21 protein-coding genes and 1 riboswitch are annotated in these 18,192 nt (G+C 56.2%); of the genes, 4 read left to right on the forward strand and 17 right to left on the reverse strand.

Going from position 1 to position 18,192, the window contains the following annotated elements; genetic code table 11:
- From thiD to ABYP39_RS10325, 7 genes are all read right to left on the reverse strand, one after another.
- Positions 1-1,028 (reverse strand): bifunctional hydroxymethylpyrimidine kinase/phosphomethylpyrimidine kinase (gene thiD / locus ABYP39_RS10295; RefSeq protein WP_372782408.1); only part of this gene is annotated, 1,028 nt, incomplete at its 3' end.
- A gap of 51 nt (positions 1,029-1,079) precedes the next feature.
- Positions 1,080-1,982 (reverse strand): LOG family protein, encoded by a 903-nt coding sequence (locus ABYP39_RS10300; protein ID WP_372782410.1) that lies wholly within the window; start codon positions 1,980-1,982, stop codon positions 1,080-1,082.
- Positions 1,983-2,018: 36 nt separating this feature from the next.
- Positions 2,019-2,807, reverse strand: a complete 789-nt coding sequence (locus tag ABYP39_RS10305; RefSeq protein WP_372782412.1) for a thiazole synthase — start codon at positions 2,805-2,807, stop codon at positions 2,019-2,021.
- Between the two features lie 41 nt (positions 2,808-2,848).
- A complete protein-coding gene (gene thiS / locus ABYP39_RS10310; protein WP_372782414.1) occupies positions 2,849-3,052 on the reverse strand; it encodes a sulfur carrier protein ThiS in 204 nt (67 codons plus the stop codon).
- Positions 3,053-3,096: 44 nt separating this feature from the next.
- On the reverse strand, positions 3,097-4,203 hold the full coding sequence (locus tag ABYP39_RS10315) for an FAD-dependent oxidoreductase (protein ID WP_372782416.1): 1,107 nt from the start codon (positions 4,201-4,203) through the stop codon (positions 3,097-3,099).
- Positions 4,204-4,314: 111 nt separating this feature from the next.
- Positions 4,315-6,192: a phosphomethylpyrimidine synthase ThiC gene (thiC, locus tag ABYP39_RS10320; protein WP_372782418.1), complete on the reverse strand. Its 1,878-nt coding sequence runs from the start codon at positions 6,190-6,192 to the stop codon at positions 4,315-4,317.
- Between the two features lie 63 nt (positions 6,193-6,255).
- Positions 6,256-6,360, reverse strand: a riboswitch (TPP riboswitch).
- A gap of 94 nt (positions 6,361-6,454) precedes the next feature.
- Entirely contained in the window at positions 6,455-6,892 is a 438-nt protein-coding gene (locus ABYP39_RS10325) for a thiol-disulfide oxidoreductase DCC family protein (protein WP_372782420.1), read from the reverse strand.
- A 145-nt stretch (positions 6,893-7,037) separates the two neighbouring features.
- Here ABYP39_RS10325 and ABYP39_RS10330 point away from each other — a divergent pair, with 145 nt between their 5' ends.
- Together ABYP39_RS10330 and ABYP39_RS10335 are read left to right on the forward strand one after the other, a co-directional pair.
- Positions 7,038-7,307 carry a BrnT family toxin gene (locus tag ABYP39_RS10330; protein WP_372782422.1) on the forward strand — a complete coding sequence of 90 codons (270 nt, stop codon included), beginning with the start codon at positions 7,038-7,040 and terminating at the stop codon, positions 7,305-7,307.
- Positions 7,285-7,530 carry a BrnA antitoxin family protein gene (locus ABYP39_RS10335; protein WP_372782424.1) on the forward strand — a complete coding sequence of 82 codons (246 nt, stop codon included), beginning with the start codon at positions 7,285-7,287 and terminating at the stop codon, positions 7,528-7,530. The genes ABYP39_RS10330 and ABYP39_RS10335 overlap by 23 nt, the downstream gene beginning before the upstream one ends.
- Positions 7,531-7,565: 35 nt before the next feature.
- Here the strand turns inward: ABYP39_RS10335 and ABYP39_RS10340 are convergent, their stop codons facing one another.
- From ABYP39_RS10340 to ABYP39_RS10385, 10 genes are all read right to left on the reverse strand, one after another.
- Positions 7,566-8,036, reverse strand: a complete 471-nt coding sequence (locus ABYP39_RS10340; RefSeq protein WP_372782426.1) for a phosphatidylglycerophosphatase A — start codon at positions 8,034-8,036, stop codon at positions 7,566-7,568.
- A complete protein-coding gene (gene thiL / locus ABYP39_RS10345) occupies positions 8,033-8,998 on the reverse strand; it encodes a thiamine-phosphate kinase (protein ID WP_372782428.1) in 966 nt (321 codons plus the stop codon). The genes ABYP39_RS10340 and thiL overlap by 4 nt, the downstream gene beginning before the upstream one ends.
- Entirely contained in the window at positions 8,999-9,454 is a 456-nt protein-coding gene (nusB, locus tag ABYP39_RS10350; RefSeq protein ID WP_372782430.1) for a transcription antitermination factor NusB, read from the reverse strand.
- Positions 9,455-9,461: 7 nt separating this feature from the next.
- Positions 9,462-9,935, reverse strand: a complete 474-nt coding sequence (ribE, locus tag ABYP39_RS10355) for a 6,7-dimethyl-8-ribityllumazine synthase (RefSeq protein ID WP_372748507.1) — start codon at positions 9,933-9,935, stop codon at positions 9,462-9,464.
- 23 nt (positions 9,936-9,958) lie between these two features.
- Positions 9,959-11,098 carry a bifunctional 3,4-dihydroxy-2-butanone-4-phosphate synthase/GTP cyclohydrolase II gene (ribBA, locus tag ABYP39_RS10360; protein ID WP_372748506.1) on the reverse strand — a complete coding sequence of 380 codons (1,140 nt, stop codon included), beginning with the start codon at positions 11,096-11,098 and terminating at the stop codon, positions 9,959-9,961.
- 24 nt (positions 11,099-11,122) lie between these two features.
- Positions 11,123-11,785, reverse strand: a complete 663-nt coding sequence (locus ABYP39_RS10365) for a riboflavin synthase (RefSeq protein ID WP_372748505.1) — start codon at positions 11,783-11,785, stop codon at positions 11,123-11,125.
- Entirely contained in the window at positions 11,785-12,897 is a 1,113-nt protein-coding gene (gene ribD / locus ABYP39_RS10370; RefSeq protein ID WP_372748504.1) for a bifunctional diaminohydroxyphosphoribosylaminopyrimidine deaminase/5-amino-6-(5-phosphoribosylamino)uracil reductase RibD, read from the reverse strand. The genes ABYP39_RS10365 and ribD overlap by 1 nt, the downstream gene beginning before the upstream one ends.
- Entirely contained in the window at positions 12,897-13,382 is a 486-nt protein-coding gene (nrdR, locus tag ABYP39_RS10375; RefSeq protein WP_372748503.1) for a transcriptional regulator NrdR, read from the reverse strand. The genes ribD and nrdR overlap by 1 nt, the downstream gene beginning before the upstream one ends.
- Positions 13,383-13,484: 102 nt before the next feature.
- Complete coding sequence (glyA, locus tag ABYP39_RS10380) at positions 13,485-14,747, reverse strand: serine hydroxymethyltransferase (protein ID WP_372748502.1); 1,263 nt, start codon at positions 14,745-14,747, stop codon at positions 13,485-13,487.
- Positions 14,748-14,952: 205 nt separating this feature from the next.
- On the reverse strand, positions 14,953-15,789 hold the full coding sequence (locus ABYP39_RS10385) for a PhzF family phenazine biosynthesis protein (RefSeq protein ID WP_372748501.1): 837 nt from the start codon (positions 15,787-15,789) through the stop codon (positions 14,953-14,955).
- Positions 15,790-15,888: 99 nt separating this feature from the next.
- Between ABYP39_RS10385 and egtB the strand changes: the two genes are divergently transcribed.
- Positions 15,889-17,124 carry an ergothioneine biosynthesis protein EgtB gene (gene egtB, locus ABYP39_RS10390; RefSeq protein WP_372782432.1) on the forward strand — a complete coding sequence of 412 codons (1,236 nt, stop codon included), beginning with the start codon at positions 15,889-15,891 and terminating at the stop codon, positions 17,122-17,124.
- Positions 17,105-18,067 carry an L-histidine N(alpha)-methyltransferase gene (gene egtD / locus ABYP39_RS10395; RefSeq protein ID WP_372758445.1) on the forward strand — a complete coding sequence of 321 codons (963 nt, stop codon included), beginning with the start codon at positions 17,105-17,107 and terminating at the stop codon, positions 18,065-18,067. Before egtB ends, egtD begins: the two co-directional genes overlap by 20 nt.
- Positions 18,068-18,192: the final 125 nt, after the last annotated feature.

Here is an 18,192-nt window from a genome sequence, read left to right on the forward strand (position 1 = left end):
AAGCGCTCGCTGATTGCCACCGCCCGCTCAATTTCAGCGCGCAGGGCATCGCCAGTCTTGTCTTTGACCCGCAACTGGATGGTGGTAATCCCCAGCGGCAGCAGACGCTCAACCCAATCCGCCGAATCCACTACCGGGTACAGGCCCAACGCACCACCGCAGTCTGGAAAGGGCTTATTGGGGGTTTGTCGCAAGGTGTGACTGACGGTGGGCAAATCCCACCAGTGAGTCGGCCAGCCCATATGGGCCACGGCGCCCGGACCGCCGCCGAGCTGGGTCGACAAGCGCAGGCCCTGAGTGACATAGGCCTTACCCAAAACCAGCGCATCTTTCAGATCATAGCCGCGTGCAACTGCCGCCGTGATCGCCGATGACAAAGTACAACCAGAACCATGGCTATTCACAGTCTGCACATCCCGGCCATGCAGCCAGAAACCGTCCTCACCGTCGGTCCAGTAGTCCAGACGTTCCCCGTTAAGTGCCGAAAAATGGCCGCCCGTAATCAGCACCGACCGCGCACCCAGTTTGACAATCTCGCTGCCGGCTCGCTCCACATCTTCCAGACCACGCAGCTGCCTGCCGAGAATGGCTTCGGCTTCATTGCGATTGGGTGTTAGCAAGTCTACGCGTGGCAATAATTGATCCAGTAGGGCATTAGCCGCGTCGCCGGTAATCAGCGAATCGCCACTGCTGGCTCGGGTCACCGGATCGCATACCACAAAGCCCTCATAGGACTTCAGGTACTTGGCAACCATCTCCACCACTTCCTCGTTGGCCAGCATGCCCACTTTGATGGCGCTCGCCGGAAGATCGCTATCCAGCGCATTGATCTGCGCTGCCAATGCTCGCCGCGGTGTCACCGCCACATAGCCCACCGCAAAGCTGTTCTGCGCGGTGATCGCGGTAATGACCGTGCAGCCATGTACGGCAAAATCTTGAAAGGTGGCAAGATCTGCCTGAATCCCAGCGCCGCCACCTGAATCCGAACCGGCAATGCTCCAGGCAATGGGTTTACTGTGTGTTGCCATTTACTAACCTCAACAATACAACGCGTGAGAAATACATTGAGTCAGAGAAACTCAGCTTTCACACTGCTGGCGAATGACCGCCCAAGCCTGATCAGCGCTTTCCACATACGTGAACAGCTCGAGATCTTCTTCACTGATCATGCCGTGCTCAACCAGCACCTCGAAATTCAGCACCTTTTCCCAAAATTCACGGCCAAACACGAGAATCGGCAGACTTTTTACCTTTTGGGTTTGCAGCAGGGTAAGCGTTTCAAAAAACTCATCCAGCGTACCAAAACCACCGGGAAAGACCACCAGCGCTTTTGCCCGCATCAGAAAGTGCATCTTGCGCAGCGCAAAGTAGTGAAAGCGGAAACTTAGCTCCGGCGTTATCCAAGCGTTAGGCCGTTGTTCGTGCGGCAATACAATATTGAGACCGATACTTTCAGCACCCACATCATCGGCGCCGCGATTCGCTGCCTCCATGATGCCGGGGCCTCCGCCGGTCATCACGTGCACCTTGGGCATGCCCGGCGTGCCGGAGTACTGTTCACCAATGATCGCGGCAAGACGACGCGCTTCATCATAGTAACCACTGAGGGCTTGGCGATTTTCTGCCACGACCAGAAGCTTCTGCTTGGACGCATTGTCAGGGTCGGCCTTTAACGCTGCCTGGGCTTCATTGACCTGCAGCTCTGCGGTGGCCGGATCAGGGATGCGCGCACTGCCAAACATCACAATTGTTGCGTCTATCTCCCATTCCTGCATGGTCATTTCTGGCTTTAACAGTTCCAGCTGCAGACGCACTGGCCGTAACTCGTTTCGGAGCAGAAACTCGTCATCAGCAAAGGCAAGGCGGTAGGCGGAGGCTTTTGTTTGCGGGGTTTCTTCTATTTCCTTGGCATAGGTCGCGTCTTCAGCGGCGGAGGGAAAAGCGACATTTCCAAAACTGCGGGGACCTTTTTTTTTGCTCATGCAATGTCCTTGGCCTGACAGAAAGAGGGAGCCTGATTATTGCTGATGCCAGAAAGGCATGCCCAACGTCGGAGTGCTGGGGCTAGCAGTCTGGCGCTCCGGCATGGCACCGGCAAGATAGCCCTGACGTCCGGCGGCAATCGCATCGCGAAACGCTCGCGCCATCAGCACGGGATCACTTGCCTGCGCCACTGCCGTATTCAGCAATATCCCATCGTACCCCAATTCCAGCGCCATCACCGCATGGGACGGTTTGCCAATGCCGGCATCCACGATTAACGGCATATCGGGCAGGCGCTCGCGAATCGTTTGCAGATTGTAGGGATTCATCAAACCGCGTCCGGTACCTATGGGCGAACCCCAAGGCATCAGCACTTCACAACCTACGTCGCGCAGTCGCTGGCAGATCACCAGATCATCTGTGCAATAAGGAAAGACTTTAAAACCCAGATTGATCAGCTTTTCTGCCGCCTCAACGGTACCGATCGGATCGGGCTGAAGATTGTAGTCATCGCCCACCACCTCCAGCTTGATCCAATCGGTTTCGAACATTTCGCGACTCATCTGCGCCAAGGTAATCGCTTCTTTAACCGAGTGGCAGCCGGCCGTATTAGGCAACAGGGCTTTATTGAGCTTTTGGATGTGCGTCCACAGCGACTGCCCACCCGCTTCTTCCGGCGACTGACGACGCAGGGACACGGTGATGATCTCCGCACCCGAAGCATCAATAGCATCGCCCATCACCTGCGGTGAGGGGTAAAGCGCACTGCCAATTAACAGGCGATTGCTGAAGCGTTGTCCGTAGAGCGTCCACTGGTCTGTCATGCTGATACCTGATCTGTTTTCATCCACCAGCAAATGCTGGTCTAACCGCCTTGTACTGGCGCTACCACATCCACCCGGTCACCGAACTTCAATGACACCTGAGCATACGTTGAGCGGGGTACAAAATCCTCATTGATTGCTACGGCGACGCGCTGGCATTCAAAACCCCACTCGCCAAGCAGGACGTCGAGCGTTTTATTCTGCTCTATCTGTCTGGGCTCACTGTTAACACTGACTTCTATCATCTACGTCCATCCTTTTCGTGTGAAGGACAAGCTCCCACGCTGAGCTAACGGCCGGAGCCTGTCTTGCACGCGAAAGTATTCTGCGCCATCTGCGACACAAAAGGCGCACTGCAATCACCCTCAAATGCCCGCAACGCTGAGGCCAATACGACAGGCGCCAGCAAATACCCATGTCGATACAAACCATTTACTTGTAACAAGCCATCTATCACCCGCACCAGCGGAAGATTATCTGGCAGTGCCGGTCGGCAGCGCGCAAAGCTGTGCACGATATGCGCTTCGGCAAAACCCGAGTGCACACTGTAAAGGGCAGATAGCAATTCCAGTTCTGAACGAACCGTCACCGGCGCCTGAGATTCGCTCTCAATTTCTGTCGCACCGACCACGTAAATATCACCAGGCTTGGGCGTTATATACAGGTGATAGCGCGGATGCATCAACCTAACAGGTCTACTTAATCGCACTTCAGGCGCTTTCACCCAGAGTATTTCACCGCGCACGCCACGCACATCCGGCCAATCTGCTTTGGCCCCCAAACCACGACAATCAACAACCCAGTCAAATGACTCAGCTCTGGCAGCGGTGTGCAACACACCGGGCTCGACACTCTGCACCGCCACATGACTGCGCCATTGGGCTCCACCTGCCACCAAGGTATCGCGCAGCGCACTCAGCAATGCACGGTTATCAAGGCAGCCTTCACCCGCCAGCCAGAGGCCTTGTCGAAACGATTGCGGCAGCTCGGGTTCAAGCTCGGTAATGCCCGATCGATCCAACGCCTTTACGCTGGAATCGTCGCCCACCACCGCCCTGAGCTTCTGGGAAAAATGCTGAAGACTGGCGCGGTCCAGTTCGTGCGCAACCACCACAGAGCCACTGTCTTTCAGGTCTATGGTATGGGCGCCGGTTTCAGCCAACTGCCGCAATAGTTCGCGCCACTGCCCTATTGCGTTCTTCCCGAGCGCAAACATCTCCGCGCCGCTGGTTACCGCTTCGCTGTAGGGCGCCAACATGGCGGCCGCAACATAGGCCGCACTCAGCGTGCCCTGCTCATCGCCGGCATCAAACAGGGTAAGCTGATGCCCCCGGCGCTGTAGCTGCCAGGCGATCAGGCGCCCCATCAGGCCGACGCCGGCAATGGCGATATTCATGACGCAACTCCGTAACCGGCGGGCAATGCTGGCACATAACGATCGCGCTGCAGTTGATCGCTGTATTTCACGTCCCGCACTTCGCCGTTCACTGACCCACGATGCACCAGATTACACCTTCCGATAAATCTCACTGCCCTGCGATTTAAACTCTTCGGATTTTTTCGCCATTTCCGCGTCCAGCTCTTGCTGGGCCGCATAATCGCGGACCTCCTGAGTAATCTTCATCGAACAGAATTTGGGACCACACATGGAGCAGAAATGCGCCACTTTGGCGGACTCTTTGGGCAGGGTCTCGTCGTGGTAAGCACGCGCCGTATCCGGATCAAGACCGAGGTTGAACTGGTCTTCCCAACGAAATTCAAACCGCGCTTTACTCAAGGCATCGTCGCGCAGTTGCGCGCCGGGATGACCCTTCGCCAGATCTGCGGCATGGGCAGCGATCTTGTAGGTAATGATGCCTTCTTTAACGTCATCTTTATTGGGCAGCCCAAGGTGCTCCTTCGGTGTCACATAGCACAGCATGGCACAGCCGTACCAACCAATCTGAGCTGCACCGATACCAGAGGTAATATGGTCGTAGCCCGGGGCAATATCAGTCGTCAAAGGCCCAAGCGTGTAGAAGGGTGCTTCTTTACAGTGTTCGAGCTGTTTCTTCATATTGGCTTCGATCATGTGCATGGGCACATGGCCGGGACCTTCAATCATCACCTGCACATCGTGTTTCCAGGCAATTTCTGTCAGCTCACCCAGAGTTTCCAGCTCACCGAATTGCGCCTCATCGTTGGCGTCAGCAATCGAACCCGGACGCAGGCCATCGCCCAGCGAGAAGGACACGTCATAGGCCTTCATGATTTCGCAGATATCTTCAAAGTGGGTGTAGAGGAAATTTTCCTTGTGATGCGCAAGACACCATTTGGCCATAATCGAGCCCCCGCGCGAAACAATACCGGTCACCCGCTTGGCGGTCATCGGCACGTAGCGCAGTAGTACACCAGCGTGAATCGTGAAGTAATCCACGCCCTGCTCTGCCTGCTCAATCAGCGTGTCACGGAAGATTTCCCAGGTCAGGTCTTCTGCCACACCATCCACTTTTTCCAATGCCTGATAGATTGGCACAGTGCCCACCGGCACCGGCGAGTTGCGGATAATCCACTCGCGGGTTTCGTGAATGTTTTTACCGGTGGACAAATCCATCATGGTGTCGGCGCCCCAGCGAATACCCCAGGTCAGCTTTGCCACTTCTTCTTCGATGCTTGAGCCCAGCGCCGAGTTTCCAATATTGCCATTGATCTTTACCAGAAAGTTACGGCCAATAATCATTGGCTCCAGTTCCGGGTGATTGATATTGGCGGGGATAATGGCCCGTCCGCGCGCGATTTCATCACGCACAAATTCCGGGGTGATTTCGTCGGGAATACTGGCGCCAAAGGAATTACCCCGGTGTTGTTGTTCCAGCACACCCTGCTCTTTTGCCTGCGCCAGCGCCATGTTCTCGCGAATGGCAATATATTCCATCTCAGGTGTCACAATGCCCTGCTTGGCGTAATGCATTTGCGACACATTTTTACCTGCCTTGGCACGGCGCGGTTTGCGCTTCAGATCAAACCGCAGTTTTTCCAAGGTTAGGTCGGCGGCACGCTTCTGGCTGTATTCAGAGCTGTCGCCGCTGAGCACCTCGGTATCATCTCGATCAATAATCCATTGCTCACGAACCGGTGCCAGCCCTTTACGGATATCGATCTCGGCATCCGGGTCGGTGTAGGGGCCTGAGGTATCGTAAACCCGTACCGGTGGGTTTGGCTCCAGACGGGTTTCACCATCAGCCCCGGCAACCGGGGTCGGCGTCAATTTGATTTCACGCATTGGCACGCGAACACCGCGGCTGCCCTCAACGTAAATTTTACTGGACGCCGGAAATGGTTGAACGGAATCGTGGTCGACCTGAGCGGTCTCTCGCAGAAACTGGTATTCAGAAGATGATGACATGGTACCCTCGCGCGCTGGCAGTGGAGCCTGGAGTGAGGGCGAGGAACGAAGGGCAGCCGCAGTGGCGGAAGAGTTCTTGTTCCCTACGCCGGCATTATCCAGGTCAGGTTCAGCGGGTGATTCTCAGCCAGCTTCTATTGTGAGAAACCGGCACCCCGACAAGAGCAGGCAGTGTAGCGCTGAAACGGGCGAGGTAGCAACAGGCAAGTGGACAATACTGTTGACTCAGGCAGTAACCGGGAGCGCGCGGCCCCATGATGCGTTAGTTGTTATCGAGAAATTTTCCCTGGTGCTTTGTGTCGGGCAAAGGACAGTGTTCATAGCGACCAAACAGCCGATAGCGATTACGGGCAATACGGTCGTAGAGCCAATCTCGCAGGGGGCGCGGCACCATCCAGCTCAAGGCAAACAACGGCCAGGGAAGAGGTAGCTGGTGCAGCACGCGGATAATGGCTGCCGACTTACAATAGAGCCTGCCGCCTTCCACCAGCAACAGCGTCTCAAAATGATCGGCGGGCAGACCATACCACCTCAGTATTGCCTGCCCCTGCGGCGACTGCACTGTCGCCAGCCGAAATTTGTCGTGCTTATCGTAGCGAATCAGGAAACGTGACCAGGCAGTGCAAAGCTTACAGACACCGTCAAAGAGAATAACGCGGTCTTGCGGGTTGATGCCTGGCGCACATTGACTGTCTGACAACTCGAAGACCCTCCTTTAACAACGACCTCAGTTTGGCGCCGAAGCTCAGGAACTTCAATGTGCCCGCAGTGCGCGCTCACATAAAATCAGGACCTGCGATGACTGCTTGCATTATGTCATTTTTTGTTACTACAATAATTACGCTATGGAGATAGAATTTGACTCAAGGAAGAGTCAGCGCAATGTGGAACTGCGCGGTATAAGTTTCGATCTGGCTGCCGGCTTTGATTTTGATGGCGCCCTCGAAGTTGAAGATTATCGCGACGGCGAAACCCGCTACTTTGCGCTGGGCTATATTGACAAGCGCCTGCACGCACTGGTTTACACCCTGCGCAGCGACGTCATCCGAATTATCAGTTTGCGTAAGGCAAATAAAAGAGAGGTACGCCGTTATGAGCAAACGACCCGACCCTGAAAAAACAGACGCCGAAAACCCTGAATGGACTGAAGAAATGTTCGCTAATGCTCAACGCGGCACAGCGGCTTCAAGACGCGGCCCCGGACGCCCGGCGGGCAGCAATAAAGTGTCCACAACGATCCGTTTCGACAGAGATATCATTGAGGCCTTCCAGAAAGACGGGGCCGGCTGGCAATCCAGAATGAACGACGCGCTTCGGGACTGGCTGCGAACCCACTGAAACACAGGCTAACAGCGTGCTACCACGGCATACGTTCAGGCGAGGGAGTAAATCAGTAACTGCAACACCACCGCCGCAAATACGCCCGCCAGCACATCGTCGATCATGATCCCAAAACCGCCATGCACTTTCTTATCCAGCCATTTGATCGGCCAGGGCTTGGCGATGTCGAACAGCCGAAACAGGGCAAAACCTGCGACAATCCACAGCGGTTCAGCAGGCACCGCAATCATGGCTATCCAGAAGCCCACAAACTCGTCCCAGACAATACTGCCGTGGTCGTGCACCCCCATGGCCTTGGCGGTATAGCCGCAACAGAACACACCGAAGGCGAAGGTCGCCGCCAACATGGCCAGATACCATGGTAACTCCAGCTGGTTCAATCCCAGCCACAATGGCACTGCCAGCAATGTACCGAACGTGCCGGGCGCCTTGGGCGCAAGGCCGGAGCCAAAGCCAAAGCTGGCCAGATGAATGGGGTTGCGGCAAAGCGCGTAGGTATTCATTGAAAGTGCTGATATCCCTTGTTTTTATAGACGTCCAGATCGACGGCTTTGCCATCGCACTGTAAAACCAGCTCCCGCCCACCCGTTATACCCCCAATCGGGGTAAGGCGAATATCGAACTGCGCCGCAAGCTTTCTCAGGGCGCTTCGGGCGTTTGAATCTGCCGTGAAACATAACTGGTAATCGTCCCCACCGGTCAGTGCATAGTGGTGCACCTGCTCACGCGGATAACTTTGCGCCAGCGCGCCTGAGACAGGCAGCCGAGACAAATCAACTTCCGCGCCCAACTTACTGGCATGAAGTATATGCCCAAGATCTGCCGCGAGACCATCAGATATATCGATCGCGGCACGGGCGATACCGATCAGCTCAGCCGCAAACTTCAGGGGTGGCTCGGCGCGATAGTACTGGGTCAGAAAATGCTGCTCATGCACACTAACACTATTCTTTTCCAGACAATCCAGTGCAGCGCGTGCGTCGCCCAGCGTACCGGTCACCCAGATATCGTCACCGCTATTAGCAGCGCTACGCAGCAGGGCTTTGCCGGCAGGGGTCTCACCAAATACCTGCACTGATAGGCACAAGGGGCCTTTGGTGGTATCGCCACCAACCAGTGGAATCCCGAACGCATTTGAGGCGTCGGCAAGCCCACGGGCAAAATCAGCTAGCCACGCTTCGTTCGCTTCAGGCAGGGTCAACGCCAGACAGAAACCAAGTGGTTTGGCACCACAGGCGCCCAGGTCACTCACCGCAGCCGCCAGCACGCGCCAGCCAAGACCACTCACATCGACCTTTTTCGGAAAGTGCACCCCCTCCACCATCGTGTCGATGGAGGTGCACAGGGTGTGTCCGGGGGAAAGGCTCAGCTCTGCGCAGTCGTCACCGATACCGGTAACCACCGCCGAGCCCTGTTGAAAGGAAGTAAAGTAACGCTGAATCAGTTCAAATTCGCAGAGCGCCATTTATTTCTGCGCGGCAGCCACTTCTATCTTGCGAGTGTGGGCGGCCACCTTGTCCAGTACGGAGTTGATGTAACGGTGGCCATCGGTAGCGCCAAAACGCTTGGCAAGATTGACGCACTCGTTGATCACTACTTTATAGGGCACATCGATACGGTGCTTGAGCTCATACGCCCCCATCCTCAACAGATTAAGCTCAACTGGATCCAGATCACTCAGCTTGCGGTCGAGCAACGGCTCAAACTCCGCCTGAAGTTCATTCAAATTGGCGGGAATTTCATGTAACAGCTCACCAAAAAATTCTGTATCGACATGTTTCATATCGTAGTCGGTCAGAAACTGGGCCTGAATTTCATGCAGCGGCTGCTTGGCCATTTCCCACTGGTAAAGGGCCTGCAATACGTAGTGCCGCGCTTTGCGGCGCAGCGCGGGTAAGTTACTTTCCGGGGGTTGCGACACAGAAACCTCAGCCAATATTCTTGAGCAGACTGACCATTTCCAACGCAGACAGGGCGGCTTCTTCACCCTTGTTGCCCGCTTTGGTACCGGCGCGCTCAATCGCCTGTTCGATGGTGTCGACGGTCAACACACCGAAGGAAACTGGCAGGCCATACTGCATGGAAACCTGCGCCAAACCTTTGGTGCACTCGCCCGCCACATATTCAAAGTGCGGGGTGCCACCACGGATCACCGCACCAAGAGCGATAATCGCGTCGTACTTTTTGGTTTCTGCCACTTTTTGGCAAACCAGCGGAATTTCAAACGCACCGGGAGCTCGCACCACGGTGACATCGCCTTCGGCAATACCGTGGCGAATCAGGCAGTCTTTTGCACCTTCCAGAAGGCTCTCGACCACAAAAGCATTCCAGCGGCCGACCACGATGGCATACTTGCCTTCACAATTGGCAAAGGTGCCTTCGATAGGTTTGTTTGTGCTCATAATCGATTCCTGTCCCTTCTTACTCAGTGCTCGGCCGGGGTGATTTCACCGTCGGCGCTTACAAATTCCGCGATATCCAGATCGAAACCTGAGATCGCATTATACTTGATCGGCGCGCCCATCAGGCGGATTTTGCCGACGCCCAGGTCACGCAGAATCTGAGAGCCAAGCCCCACATTCATATAAGTGTTCTGATGCTGGGCACTATCACCCATCGGCGCCGGGCGATTGCCACGGGCAATATCCAGACTGCTAATCAGATCATCTGACGATTCACTGTTTGCCAACAGTACGACCGCGCCGCCCTCTTCTGCAATTTTCTTGAGACAGCGATTCATATTCCAACCACTGTTTTCACCCGGCAGCTGGATATGCAGCAGATCGCGAATGGATGAGCCCAAGTGCACCCGCACCAGTGCGGGAGTATTGTGATCAATCTCGCCTTTTACCACGGCAAAGTGCACATCATCGTTCACATTATCGCGGTAGCTGTGCAGCTGGAATTCGCCAAAATCTGTGTTTATCGATTCTACAGCCAGCTTTTCAATGGTTTGTTCATTGACCACCCGATAATGGATCAGGTCGGCGATCGTACCAATCTTGATGTCGTGCTTTTCCGCGAATTTTTCCAGGTCGGGCCGTCGCGCCATAGTGCCGTCGTCATTCATGATCTCGCAGATAACGCCAGAGGCCTGAAAACCCGCCAAGCGCGCCAGATCGCAGGCCGCCTCGGTATGGCCAGCGCGGGTAAGTACGCCGCCACTTTCCGCCATCAGCGGGAAGATATGGCCGGGCTGGACGATATCCGCCGCCGTGGCATTTTTCGCAGCCGCAACTCGCACGGTATGCGCGCGATCCGCCGCTGAAATACCGGTGGTAACACCATCTTTTGCCTCGATAGATAAGGTGAACTTGGTGCCAAAACCAGACGCATTGCGATCCACCATCAGTGGCAACCCGAGGCGCTCGCAGCGATCACGGGTCATGGGCATGCAAATCAGGCCGCGCGCGTGCATCGCCATAAAGTTGATATCCTGTGGCCGCACACACTCAGCGGCCATCACAATATCGCCCTCGTTTTCGCGATCTTCATCATCCATCAGTATCACCATCTTACCGAGGCGAATATCCTGAATGAGTTCTTCCACCGTGTTCAGATTCATAACCTTTCCCGTTGCTGCCGAACGCTAGCGTTTGCGCCCGGTAAATCCATGTTCTGCCAAAAAAGCCTCGCTCAATCGCGAGGGTTCCGTGTGTGCTTCACCCGTCAGTAACCGCTCCAGATAACGGGCAATCACATCGACTTCAAGATTGACCACTGTCCCCACCTGGTAGTGGGTGATAATGGTCTGCGCCGCCGTATGCGGCACAATGTTCAATTCTACGCCATCTGCACTCAAGGCGTTGATGGTCAGGCTCACGCCATCTATACAGATTGAGCCCTTGTGCGCCGTGTATTTGCGCAGCGCCGCGGGTACCGCCACCGACAGACGGACAGAGCGGGCATCCTCAGACCGACTCGAAATCTGCCCTGTGCCGTCAATATGGCCACTGACAATGTGACCGTCAAACCGGCCGTTGGCTGGCATGGCCCGCTCCAGATTGACCGAGGCGCCAGGCTTGAGTGCGCCCAAAGTCGCCAAGGACAGGGTTTCACGCGACACGTCTGCGGTAAAGCGGCTGCCATTCAGGCTCGTTACCGTCAGGCAGACCCCATTGGTTGCGATACTGTCACCGAGCTTAACCGCGGACATATCAAGTGCACCCGCATCAATGGTCAGACGCTTGTCGCCACCCGTGTCTGCTATGGTGACGATTTCGCCTACGGCTTCAATAATACCGGTAAACATCAGTGCGCCACCGTATGCAAAGTCGCGTCGAAGCGCCAGTCGCTACCCACTGCGCGCACACTGTCTATATGGAGGCGACGCTGGGAGTTCATGTCATTCAGCGGCAACTCAAACAGGGGGCGAGCCATGCTGCCAAGCAGCGTTGGCGCCATATACACGGTCAAGGCATCCAACAGGTCTGCCTGCAAAAATGCACCAGCCAGCGTCGCACCGCTTTCCACCAGCACCTCGTTACACTGGCGCCGGCCCAGTTCTTTAGCCACTGCCGTCAAATCTACGCGACCATCAGCACCCGCCATCAGCAACACTTCAGCGCCGGCGGCCTCAAGTTTATTGCGCGACTCAGGCGCGTTTTCGGCGCCGATAATCAGGATCGGGCCACCACCTTGAAAGAGCTTGCCAGCCACCGGAGTGCGCAGGTGCGAATCAAGAATAACGCGCAGCGGCTGGCGACACTGCTCGGCGGGCAAACCCGCCTGCTCTGGGCGAACGGTCAACGCGGCGTCATCATGCAACAGGGTTTCTACACCACTGACAATCGCGCAGCTCGCCGCGCGCAGGCGCTGCACGTCGCGACGCGCATCGCTTCCAGTAATCCATTGGCTTTCCCCGGACGCCATCGCGGTACGACCATCCAGACTCATCGCCAGCTTGGCGCGCAATCGCGGCAAACCCGTTTTCATCCGCTTAATAAAGCCGGGATTGAGGGCCTCGGCTTCGGCCTGCGCAATCCCGACTACCACGTCTATACCGGCCTCACGCAAACGAGCAATACCACGCCCGGAAACTTCCGGGTTGGGATCTTGCATTGCCACAACCACTCGCGCTACTCCAGCTGCAATCAGGGCTTCTGCGCAGGGGGGGGTCTTGCCGTGGTGGGAGCAAGGCTCCAGGCTAACGTAGGCGGTGGCGCCTGCAGCTTCCGCACACTGGGCCAGCGCATTGACCTCTGCATGCCCCTGGCCGGCCTTGATATGCCAGCCCTGCGCCAATAGCGTATCGTCACGCACCAGTACACAACCCACCTTGGGGTTGGGGCTGGTCGTATAGTGACCGCGCCCGGCGAGCTGGATGGCGCGCGCCATCCAGCGCGCATCAGTGGCGGCAGACATTACTGACCTTTCGTCTCCGGTGTTGACGGAATCGGGTTGGCCGACAGCCTGTCGATCTCCGCCCGGAATTCATCAAGATCCTGGAAGCTGCGATAAACCGACGCAAATCGCACATAGGCAACGTGATCAATCTTCTGCAAATGATCCATGACCAGCTCACCGATCAACAGTGATGGAATCTCGCGCTCACCCTTAGACTGCAATACCCGCTTGATATCGGTAAGCGTCGCTTCAATTTTTTCCACGCTGACAGCGCGTTTTTCCAGTGCCCGCAAAATACCGGCGCGCAATTTGTCTTCGTCGAAGGGCTCCCGGCGATCGTTACTCTTGATCACCTTGGGCATTAACAGCTCAGCGGATTCGTAGGTGGTAAAGCGCTCGGCGCAGGACAGACATTCGCGACGGCGACGCACCTGCCCACCCTCAGCGACCAGGCGCGAATCAATGACTTTGGTATCGTCGTGGGTGCAGAAGGGACAGCGCATGGGTGGAGCCTCTGTTTGAGTCAATCGCGGGCCAGAAGAGAGCTTATCTACTCTGGCGCCGCTACGAAGAACCGGTCAGGCGTGAGACGCCTGACGGCCGACTCATTTGTAAACCGGAAATTTCTTGCAGATTTCCAGCACCTTGCCCTTAACTTCGGCAATAACTTGCTCGGCGTTACCATTTTCCAGGCTTTCCAGCACGTCGCACATCCAGCCGGCCAGCTCTTTGCACTCGGCTTCTTTAAAGCCGCGGGTGGTCACTGCCGGTGTACCAACACGCAACCCACTGGTAATGAAGGGTGAACGCGGATCATTAGGCACGGCGTTCTTGTTCACGGTGATATTGGCATCACCCAGCGCCGCATCGGCGTCTTTGCCGGTATAGGGTTTGCCAATCAGATCAACCAGCATCAGGTGGTTTTCAGTACCGCCCGAAACTATATTGATACCGCGCTCTATAAAAGTAGCTGCCATCGCCTGCGCGTTCTTCACCACTTGCGCCTGGTAGGTTTTGAACTCGGGCTCCATCGCTTCTTTGAAGCTGACCGCTTTAGCTGCAATCACGTGCATCAAGGGGCCGCCCTGACCACCGGGGAAAACAGCTGAATTGAATTTCTTTTCCAGCGCTTCATTGGCCTTGGCCAGTATCAGGCCGCCACGTGGGCCGCGCAGGGTTTTGTGCGTTGTGGTGGTTACCACATCGGCAAACGGCACCGGGTTGGGGTAAACGCCCGCGGCAACCAGTCCGGCCACATGGGCCATATCAACCATAAGGTAAGCGCCCACTTTGTCGGCAATCTCGCGGAAACGGCCCCAATCAACGATGCCGCTGTAGGCAGAGAAGCCCGCCACAATCATTTTCGGCTTGTGTTCAAGTGCCAGTGCTTCCACCTGATCGTAGTCGATCAGACCCGTTTCAGGGTTCAAACCGTACTGCACTGCGTTGTATATCTTGCCGGAGAAATTGGGCTTAGCACCGTGAGTCAGGTGGCCACCAGCATCCAGGCTCATACCGAGCACAGTCTCACCGGGCAATAGCAGGGCCTGATAAACCGCCGAATTGGCCTGAGAACCGGAGTGCGGCTGAACGTTGGCGTAGTCGGCGCCGAACAGGGCCTTGGCACGCTCAATGGCCAGTTCTTCGGCTTTGTCGACGTATTCACATCCGCCGTAATAGCGTTTTTTGGGGTAGCCTTCCGCGTATTTATTGGTCAGCACCGTGCCCTGCGCCTGAATCACGCGCGGGCTGGTGTAGTTTTCAGAGGCAATCAGTTCGATGTGCTCTTCCTGGCGAGTTTCCTCTTCCTGGATAGCAGTCCAAATCTCGTCGTCATAACCGGCGATGGCCATGTCTTTTGAAAACATTCACGGTCTCCCACAGAAGTGATAGGGGTGCTGCCCTCAATAGTGGCTGAACCCGGCTGGAAAAGGCGCGCATTGTACAATAATTGGGCCCGAGGGGCATCCTTCGATGGCAAGGGTTTTCAGGGTGTTTCAACCGCGATAGATGGATCGCGGCAAACGGGCACCAAGCGCAAGCTGCGCTAGTGCGCAGCGCACGCGAGCAGGCCTAGGACGCCCGCCCCTCACCCTCTACAAATTCATTGGTGAAAAACGATCCACTAAGCTGCCTTACTGTGCGCAAGCGGGCCTGCCCTTTCAGCAACACCCGTTCGCCCTGCACGGTACAGTGAATCTCGCCTCCCCGGTCAGACAACTGATGGGCGAGCAGGACCTGCTTACCCAGTTTTTTCGCCCAGTAGGGCGCCAGCGAACAATGGGCGCTACCGGTCACGTCATCTTCGTCAATACCGTAGTTCGGCGCAAAGAAACGCGACACAAAATCACAGCGTTCACCCGGCGCGGTAACAATCAGCCCGCCCTCAGGAACCTTGCGTAGCAGCTCCATATCCGGATCTATTGCTAGGACCTCTCCTTCGGTCGACACCTGTGCTATCCAATTGCCGGCGTTTACACAGGCGCGAAACCCCTGAATCTCACCGTCGAGGCCAATCGCCTCAAGAATTTCAGGGGGCAATGTCACCGGCTCGACCCGCTGCGCCGGAAAGTTCAAGGTCAGGTAATCGCCCTCCGCCGTCACCGACAGATCACCGCTGCGACTGGAAAAGGTCAATTCGCCTTCCTCGCCAGCAATCTCGGCCAGCACCCAGCCAGCGGTCAACGTGGCATGGCCACACAGATCGACCTCAACGGCCGGGGTAAACCAGCGAATATTCCAGCGCTTGTCGCCTTCAGGCACCACAAAGGCTGTTTCAGCAAACCCCATTTCAGTGGCGATTGCTTGCATCTGACTGGCCTGCAAGGACTCTTTCAGCAGGCAAACTCCGGCAGTATTGCCGCGATACTGGTCACTGACGAAGGCGTCGACTTGATATATTTTCATCATAAAGGCAGGTTAACCCTTCTTACACACTATCGGTTTATGGTGTGGTGATCGGTCATTGATAAAGCAGCGTAAACTCAACCAACAGAGCAAGGCCCGTTTATGCCCATGGCAGAAACCGCTATCAGCGCACAGCCGCAACGCCTTCAGTCTTACCGCACGGTGAGACAATTCAGTGAGCAGCTCTGCGCCACCCTGAGCGCCGAAGACACCTGTATTCAGTCGATGCCGGATGTCAGCCCGAGCAAGTGGCATCTAGCGCACACCACCTGGTTTTTTGAGCAATTTATCCTCGCAGAATACTGTGAGGGCTACCAGCCTTTTCACCCCCAGTACGCCTACCTTTTCAACAGTTACTATATCTCCAAGGGTGACCGCCATGCACGACCCGCGCGTGGCCTGCTGTCGCGACCCACACTGGACGAGATACTCGCCTACCGCCACGCCATTGATGAGCGTTTGATCCAGTGGCTGGAGCAGAGCGACCCGCCAGACACCATTGACACCCTCATTACACTGGGACTGAATCACGAGCAGCAGCACCAGGAATTGCTGTTGATGGACATCAAACACGTGTTTTTCTGCAACCCGCTGTTTCCCGCCTACAGTAAAACACCAATGCCCGCAGCTTTCGCTACAGGCCAGACTGGGAAGTGGTTAGAGCATCCCGGCGGGCTTGTAGAAATTGGCCATCACGGCGCCGACTTTTCGTTTGATAATGAGCAACCCCGTCACAAGGTCTGGCTTGAACCCTTTGCGCTGGCCGACGCTCTGGTTACCAACGGCGACTGGCTGGACTTTATCGAAGACGGTGGCTATCACACCCCGCGCCTGTGGTTGTCGGAGGGCTGGGACTGGTGTCAGCAGAACGATATCGCTGCACCTCTCTATTGGGTGTATGACGACGAAATCCTCGAGTTCACACTGCATGGCCTACAGACACTCAACCCAGACCGGCCGGTCTCTCATATAAGCTACTACGAGGCCGCCGCCTTCGCTGAATGGGCGGGCGCCCGCCTGCCGAGCGAGGCAGAGTGGGAGGTTGCCGCTAGGCCCGGGTCGCACCAACACCTGCTGCACCCCGGCGGCGATGGTTTTTTCGGCCAGTTATGGCAGTGGACGAGCTCGCCCTACCAAGCCTACCCCGGCTTCAAACCTCTGCCCGGCAGCCTGGGCGAATACAACGGCAAGTTCATGTCATCCCAGATGGTGTTGCGTGGCAGCGCTTGCATTACGCCACCAGGCCATGAGCGCACCACCTACCGAAACTTCTTCTATCCACAGCAACGCTGGCAATTTGCCGGACTAAGGCTGGCCCGTGACCGCACCACTGATTGACCTGAAACCCGATACTCGCACACTGCTCGAAGAGGCCTTGGCCGGCCTCAAGGCAACACCGCGCCATCTGCCCTGCAAGTATTTCTATGACGCGGTAGGAGCCAGGCTGTTTGAACAGATCTGCGAACTGCCTGAGTACTACCCCACCCGCACCGAAATAAGCATCCTCAGGCGCTATCTGCCGGATATGGCCCAGCATATTGGCCCGCAGGCACGTATTGTCGAGTACGGTAGTGGCGAAGGGCTGAAAATTCGCCTGCTGCTGGACGCCCTCAGCTCGCCCGCGGCCTACACCGCCATCGATATATCACGCGAACAACTACAGCGCGCGGCCAACGCCCTGAGCGAGAGCTACCCGGCGGTCGATATCCAGCCCGTGTGTGCAGACTATAGCAGCGCATTGTCACTACCCAGACCGACCCACAACTTCCGACGTACGGTGGTGTTTTTCCCGGGATCCACTATTGGCAACTTTGCGCCTGCAGAGGCACTGGGCTTACTGCGCCGCTTTGCGGCGCTTGCTCAACAAGGACAGGAACCCGGAGGCCTGCTGGTGGGTGTCGACCTGAAAAAGGATCGACAGCGTGTGGAAGCAGCCTATAACGACAGTCGCGGCATTACCGCACAATTCAACCTTAACCTGCTGCAACGCTTGAATCGCGAAGTAGGCGCTAACTTTTGCCTGGAGCACTGGCAGCACCGTGCCTATTGGAACCCAACGCAGGGTGCTATCGAAATGCATCTGGTAAGCCAGCGCGAACAACAGGTCAAGATCAACGGCGACGCCTTTCTGTTTAGTCCCGGCGACAGCGTACATACCGAGAACAGCTTCAAGTATACCGTGGAAGAATTCACCGAACTTGCCGCCAGCGCTGGCTTTCAGCCCGAGGCCTGCTGGCTGGATGACGACAACCTGTTCTCTGTTCACTACTTCACACTATAGCGGGATTGCGCAATTCGCCTACGAGAAACCCCTTACTCCACCTTCAGTATCCCCGAATATTGCGCTGCCCGCGCGCTCCCTAGAATGGACCCATCAAATGAATTGCTCCAACGAGAGCAACAAAC

The organism is Litorivivens sp. (assembly GCF_041625495.1).
In the GTDB taxonomy this organism is placed as follows: Bacteria; Pseudomonadota; Gammaproteobacteria; order Pseudomonadales; family Spongiibacteraceae; genus Litorivivens.

Coding starts and splice junctions, on each gene's coding strand:
- ribBA (WP_372748506.1), bottom strand. CDS start 11,098: ATGAATCTGAACACGGTGGAAGAACTCATTCAGGATATTCGCCTCGGT.
- egtB (WP_372782432.1), top strand. CDS start 15,889: ATGCCCATGGCAGAAACCGCTATCAGCGCACAGCCGCAACGCCTTCAG.
- ABYP39_RS10315 (WP_372782416.1), bottom strand. CDS start 4,203: ATGAATATCGCCATTGCCGGCGTCGGCCTGATGGGGCGCCTGATCGCC.
- ABYP39_RS10340 (WP_372782426.1), bottom strand. CDS start 8,036: ATGAATACCTACGCGCTTTGCCGCAACCCCATTCATCTGGCCAGCTTT.
- ABYP39_RS10335 (WP_372782424.1), top strand. CDS start 7,285: ATGAGCAAACGACCCGACCCTGAAAAAACAGACGCCGAAAACCCTGAA.
- thiS (WP_372782414.1), bottom strand. CDS start 3,052: ATGATAGAAGTCAGTGTTAACAGTGAGCCCAGACAGATAGAGCAGAAT.
- ABYP39_RS10385 (WP_372748501.1), bottom strand. CDS start 15,789: ATGATGAAAATATATCAAGTCGACGCCTTCGTCAGTGACCAGTATCGC.
- thiC (WP_372782418.1), bottom strand. CDS start 6,192: ATGTCATCATCTTCTGAATACCAGTTTCTGCGAGAGACCGCTCAGGTC.
- thiL (WP_372782428.1), bottom strand. CDS start 8,998: ATGGCGCTCTGCGAATTTGAACTGATTCAGCGTTACTTTACTTCCTTT.
- ABYP39_RS10365 (WP_372748505.1), bottom strand. CDS start 11,785: ATGTTTACCGGTATTATTGAAGCCGTAGGCGAAATCGTCACCATAGCA.
- ribE (WP_372748507.1), bottom strand. CDS start 9,935: ATGAGCACAAACAAACCTATCGAAGGCACCTTTGCCAATTGTGAAGGC.
- ABYP39_RS10330 (WP_372782422.1), top strand. CDS start 7,038: ATGGAGATAGAATTTGACTCAAGGAAGAGTCAGCGCAATGTGGAACTG.
- glyA (WP_372748502.1), bottom strand. CDS start 14,747: ATGTTTTCAAAAGACATGGCCATCGCCGGTTATGACGACGAGATTTGG.
- ABYP39_RS10300 (WP_372782410.1), bottom strand. CDS start 1,982: ATGAGCAAAAAAAAAGGTCCCCGCAGTTTTGGAAATGTCGCTTTTCCC.
- ribD (WP_372748504.1), bottom strand. CDS start 12,897: ATGTCTGCCGCCACTGATGCGCGCTGGATGGCGCGCGCCATCCAGCTC.
- nrdR (WP_372748503.1), bottom strand. CDS start 13,382: ATGCGCTGTCCCTTCTGCACCCACGACGATACCAAAGTCATTGATTCG.
- ABYP39_RS10305 (WP_372782412.1), bottom strand. CDS start 2,807: ATGACAGACCAGTGGACGCTCTACGGACAACGCTTCAGCAATCGCCTG.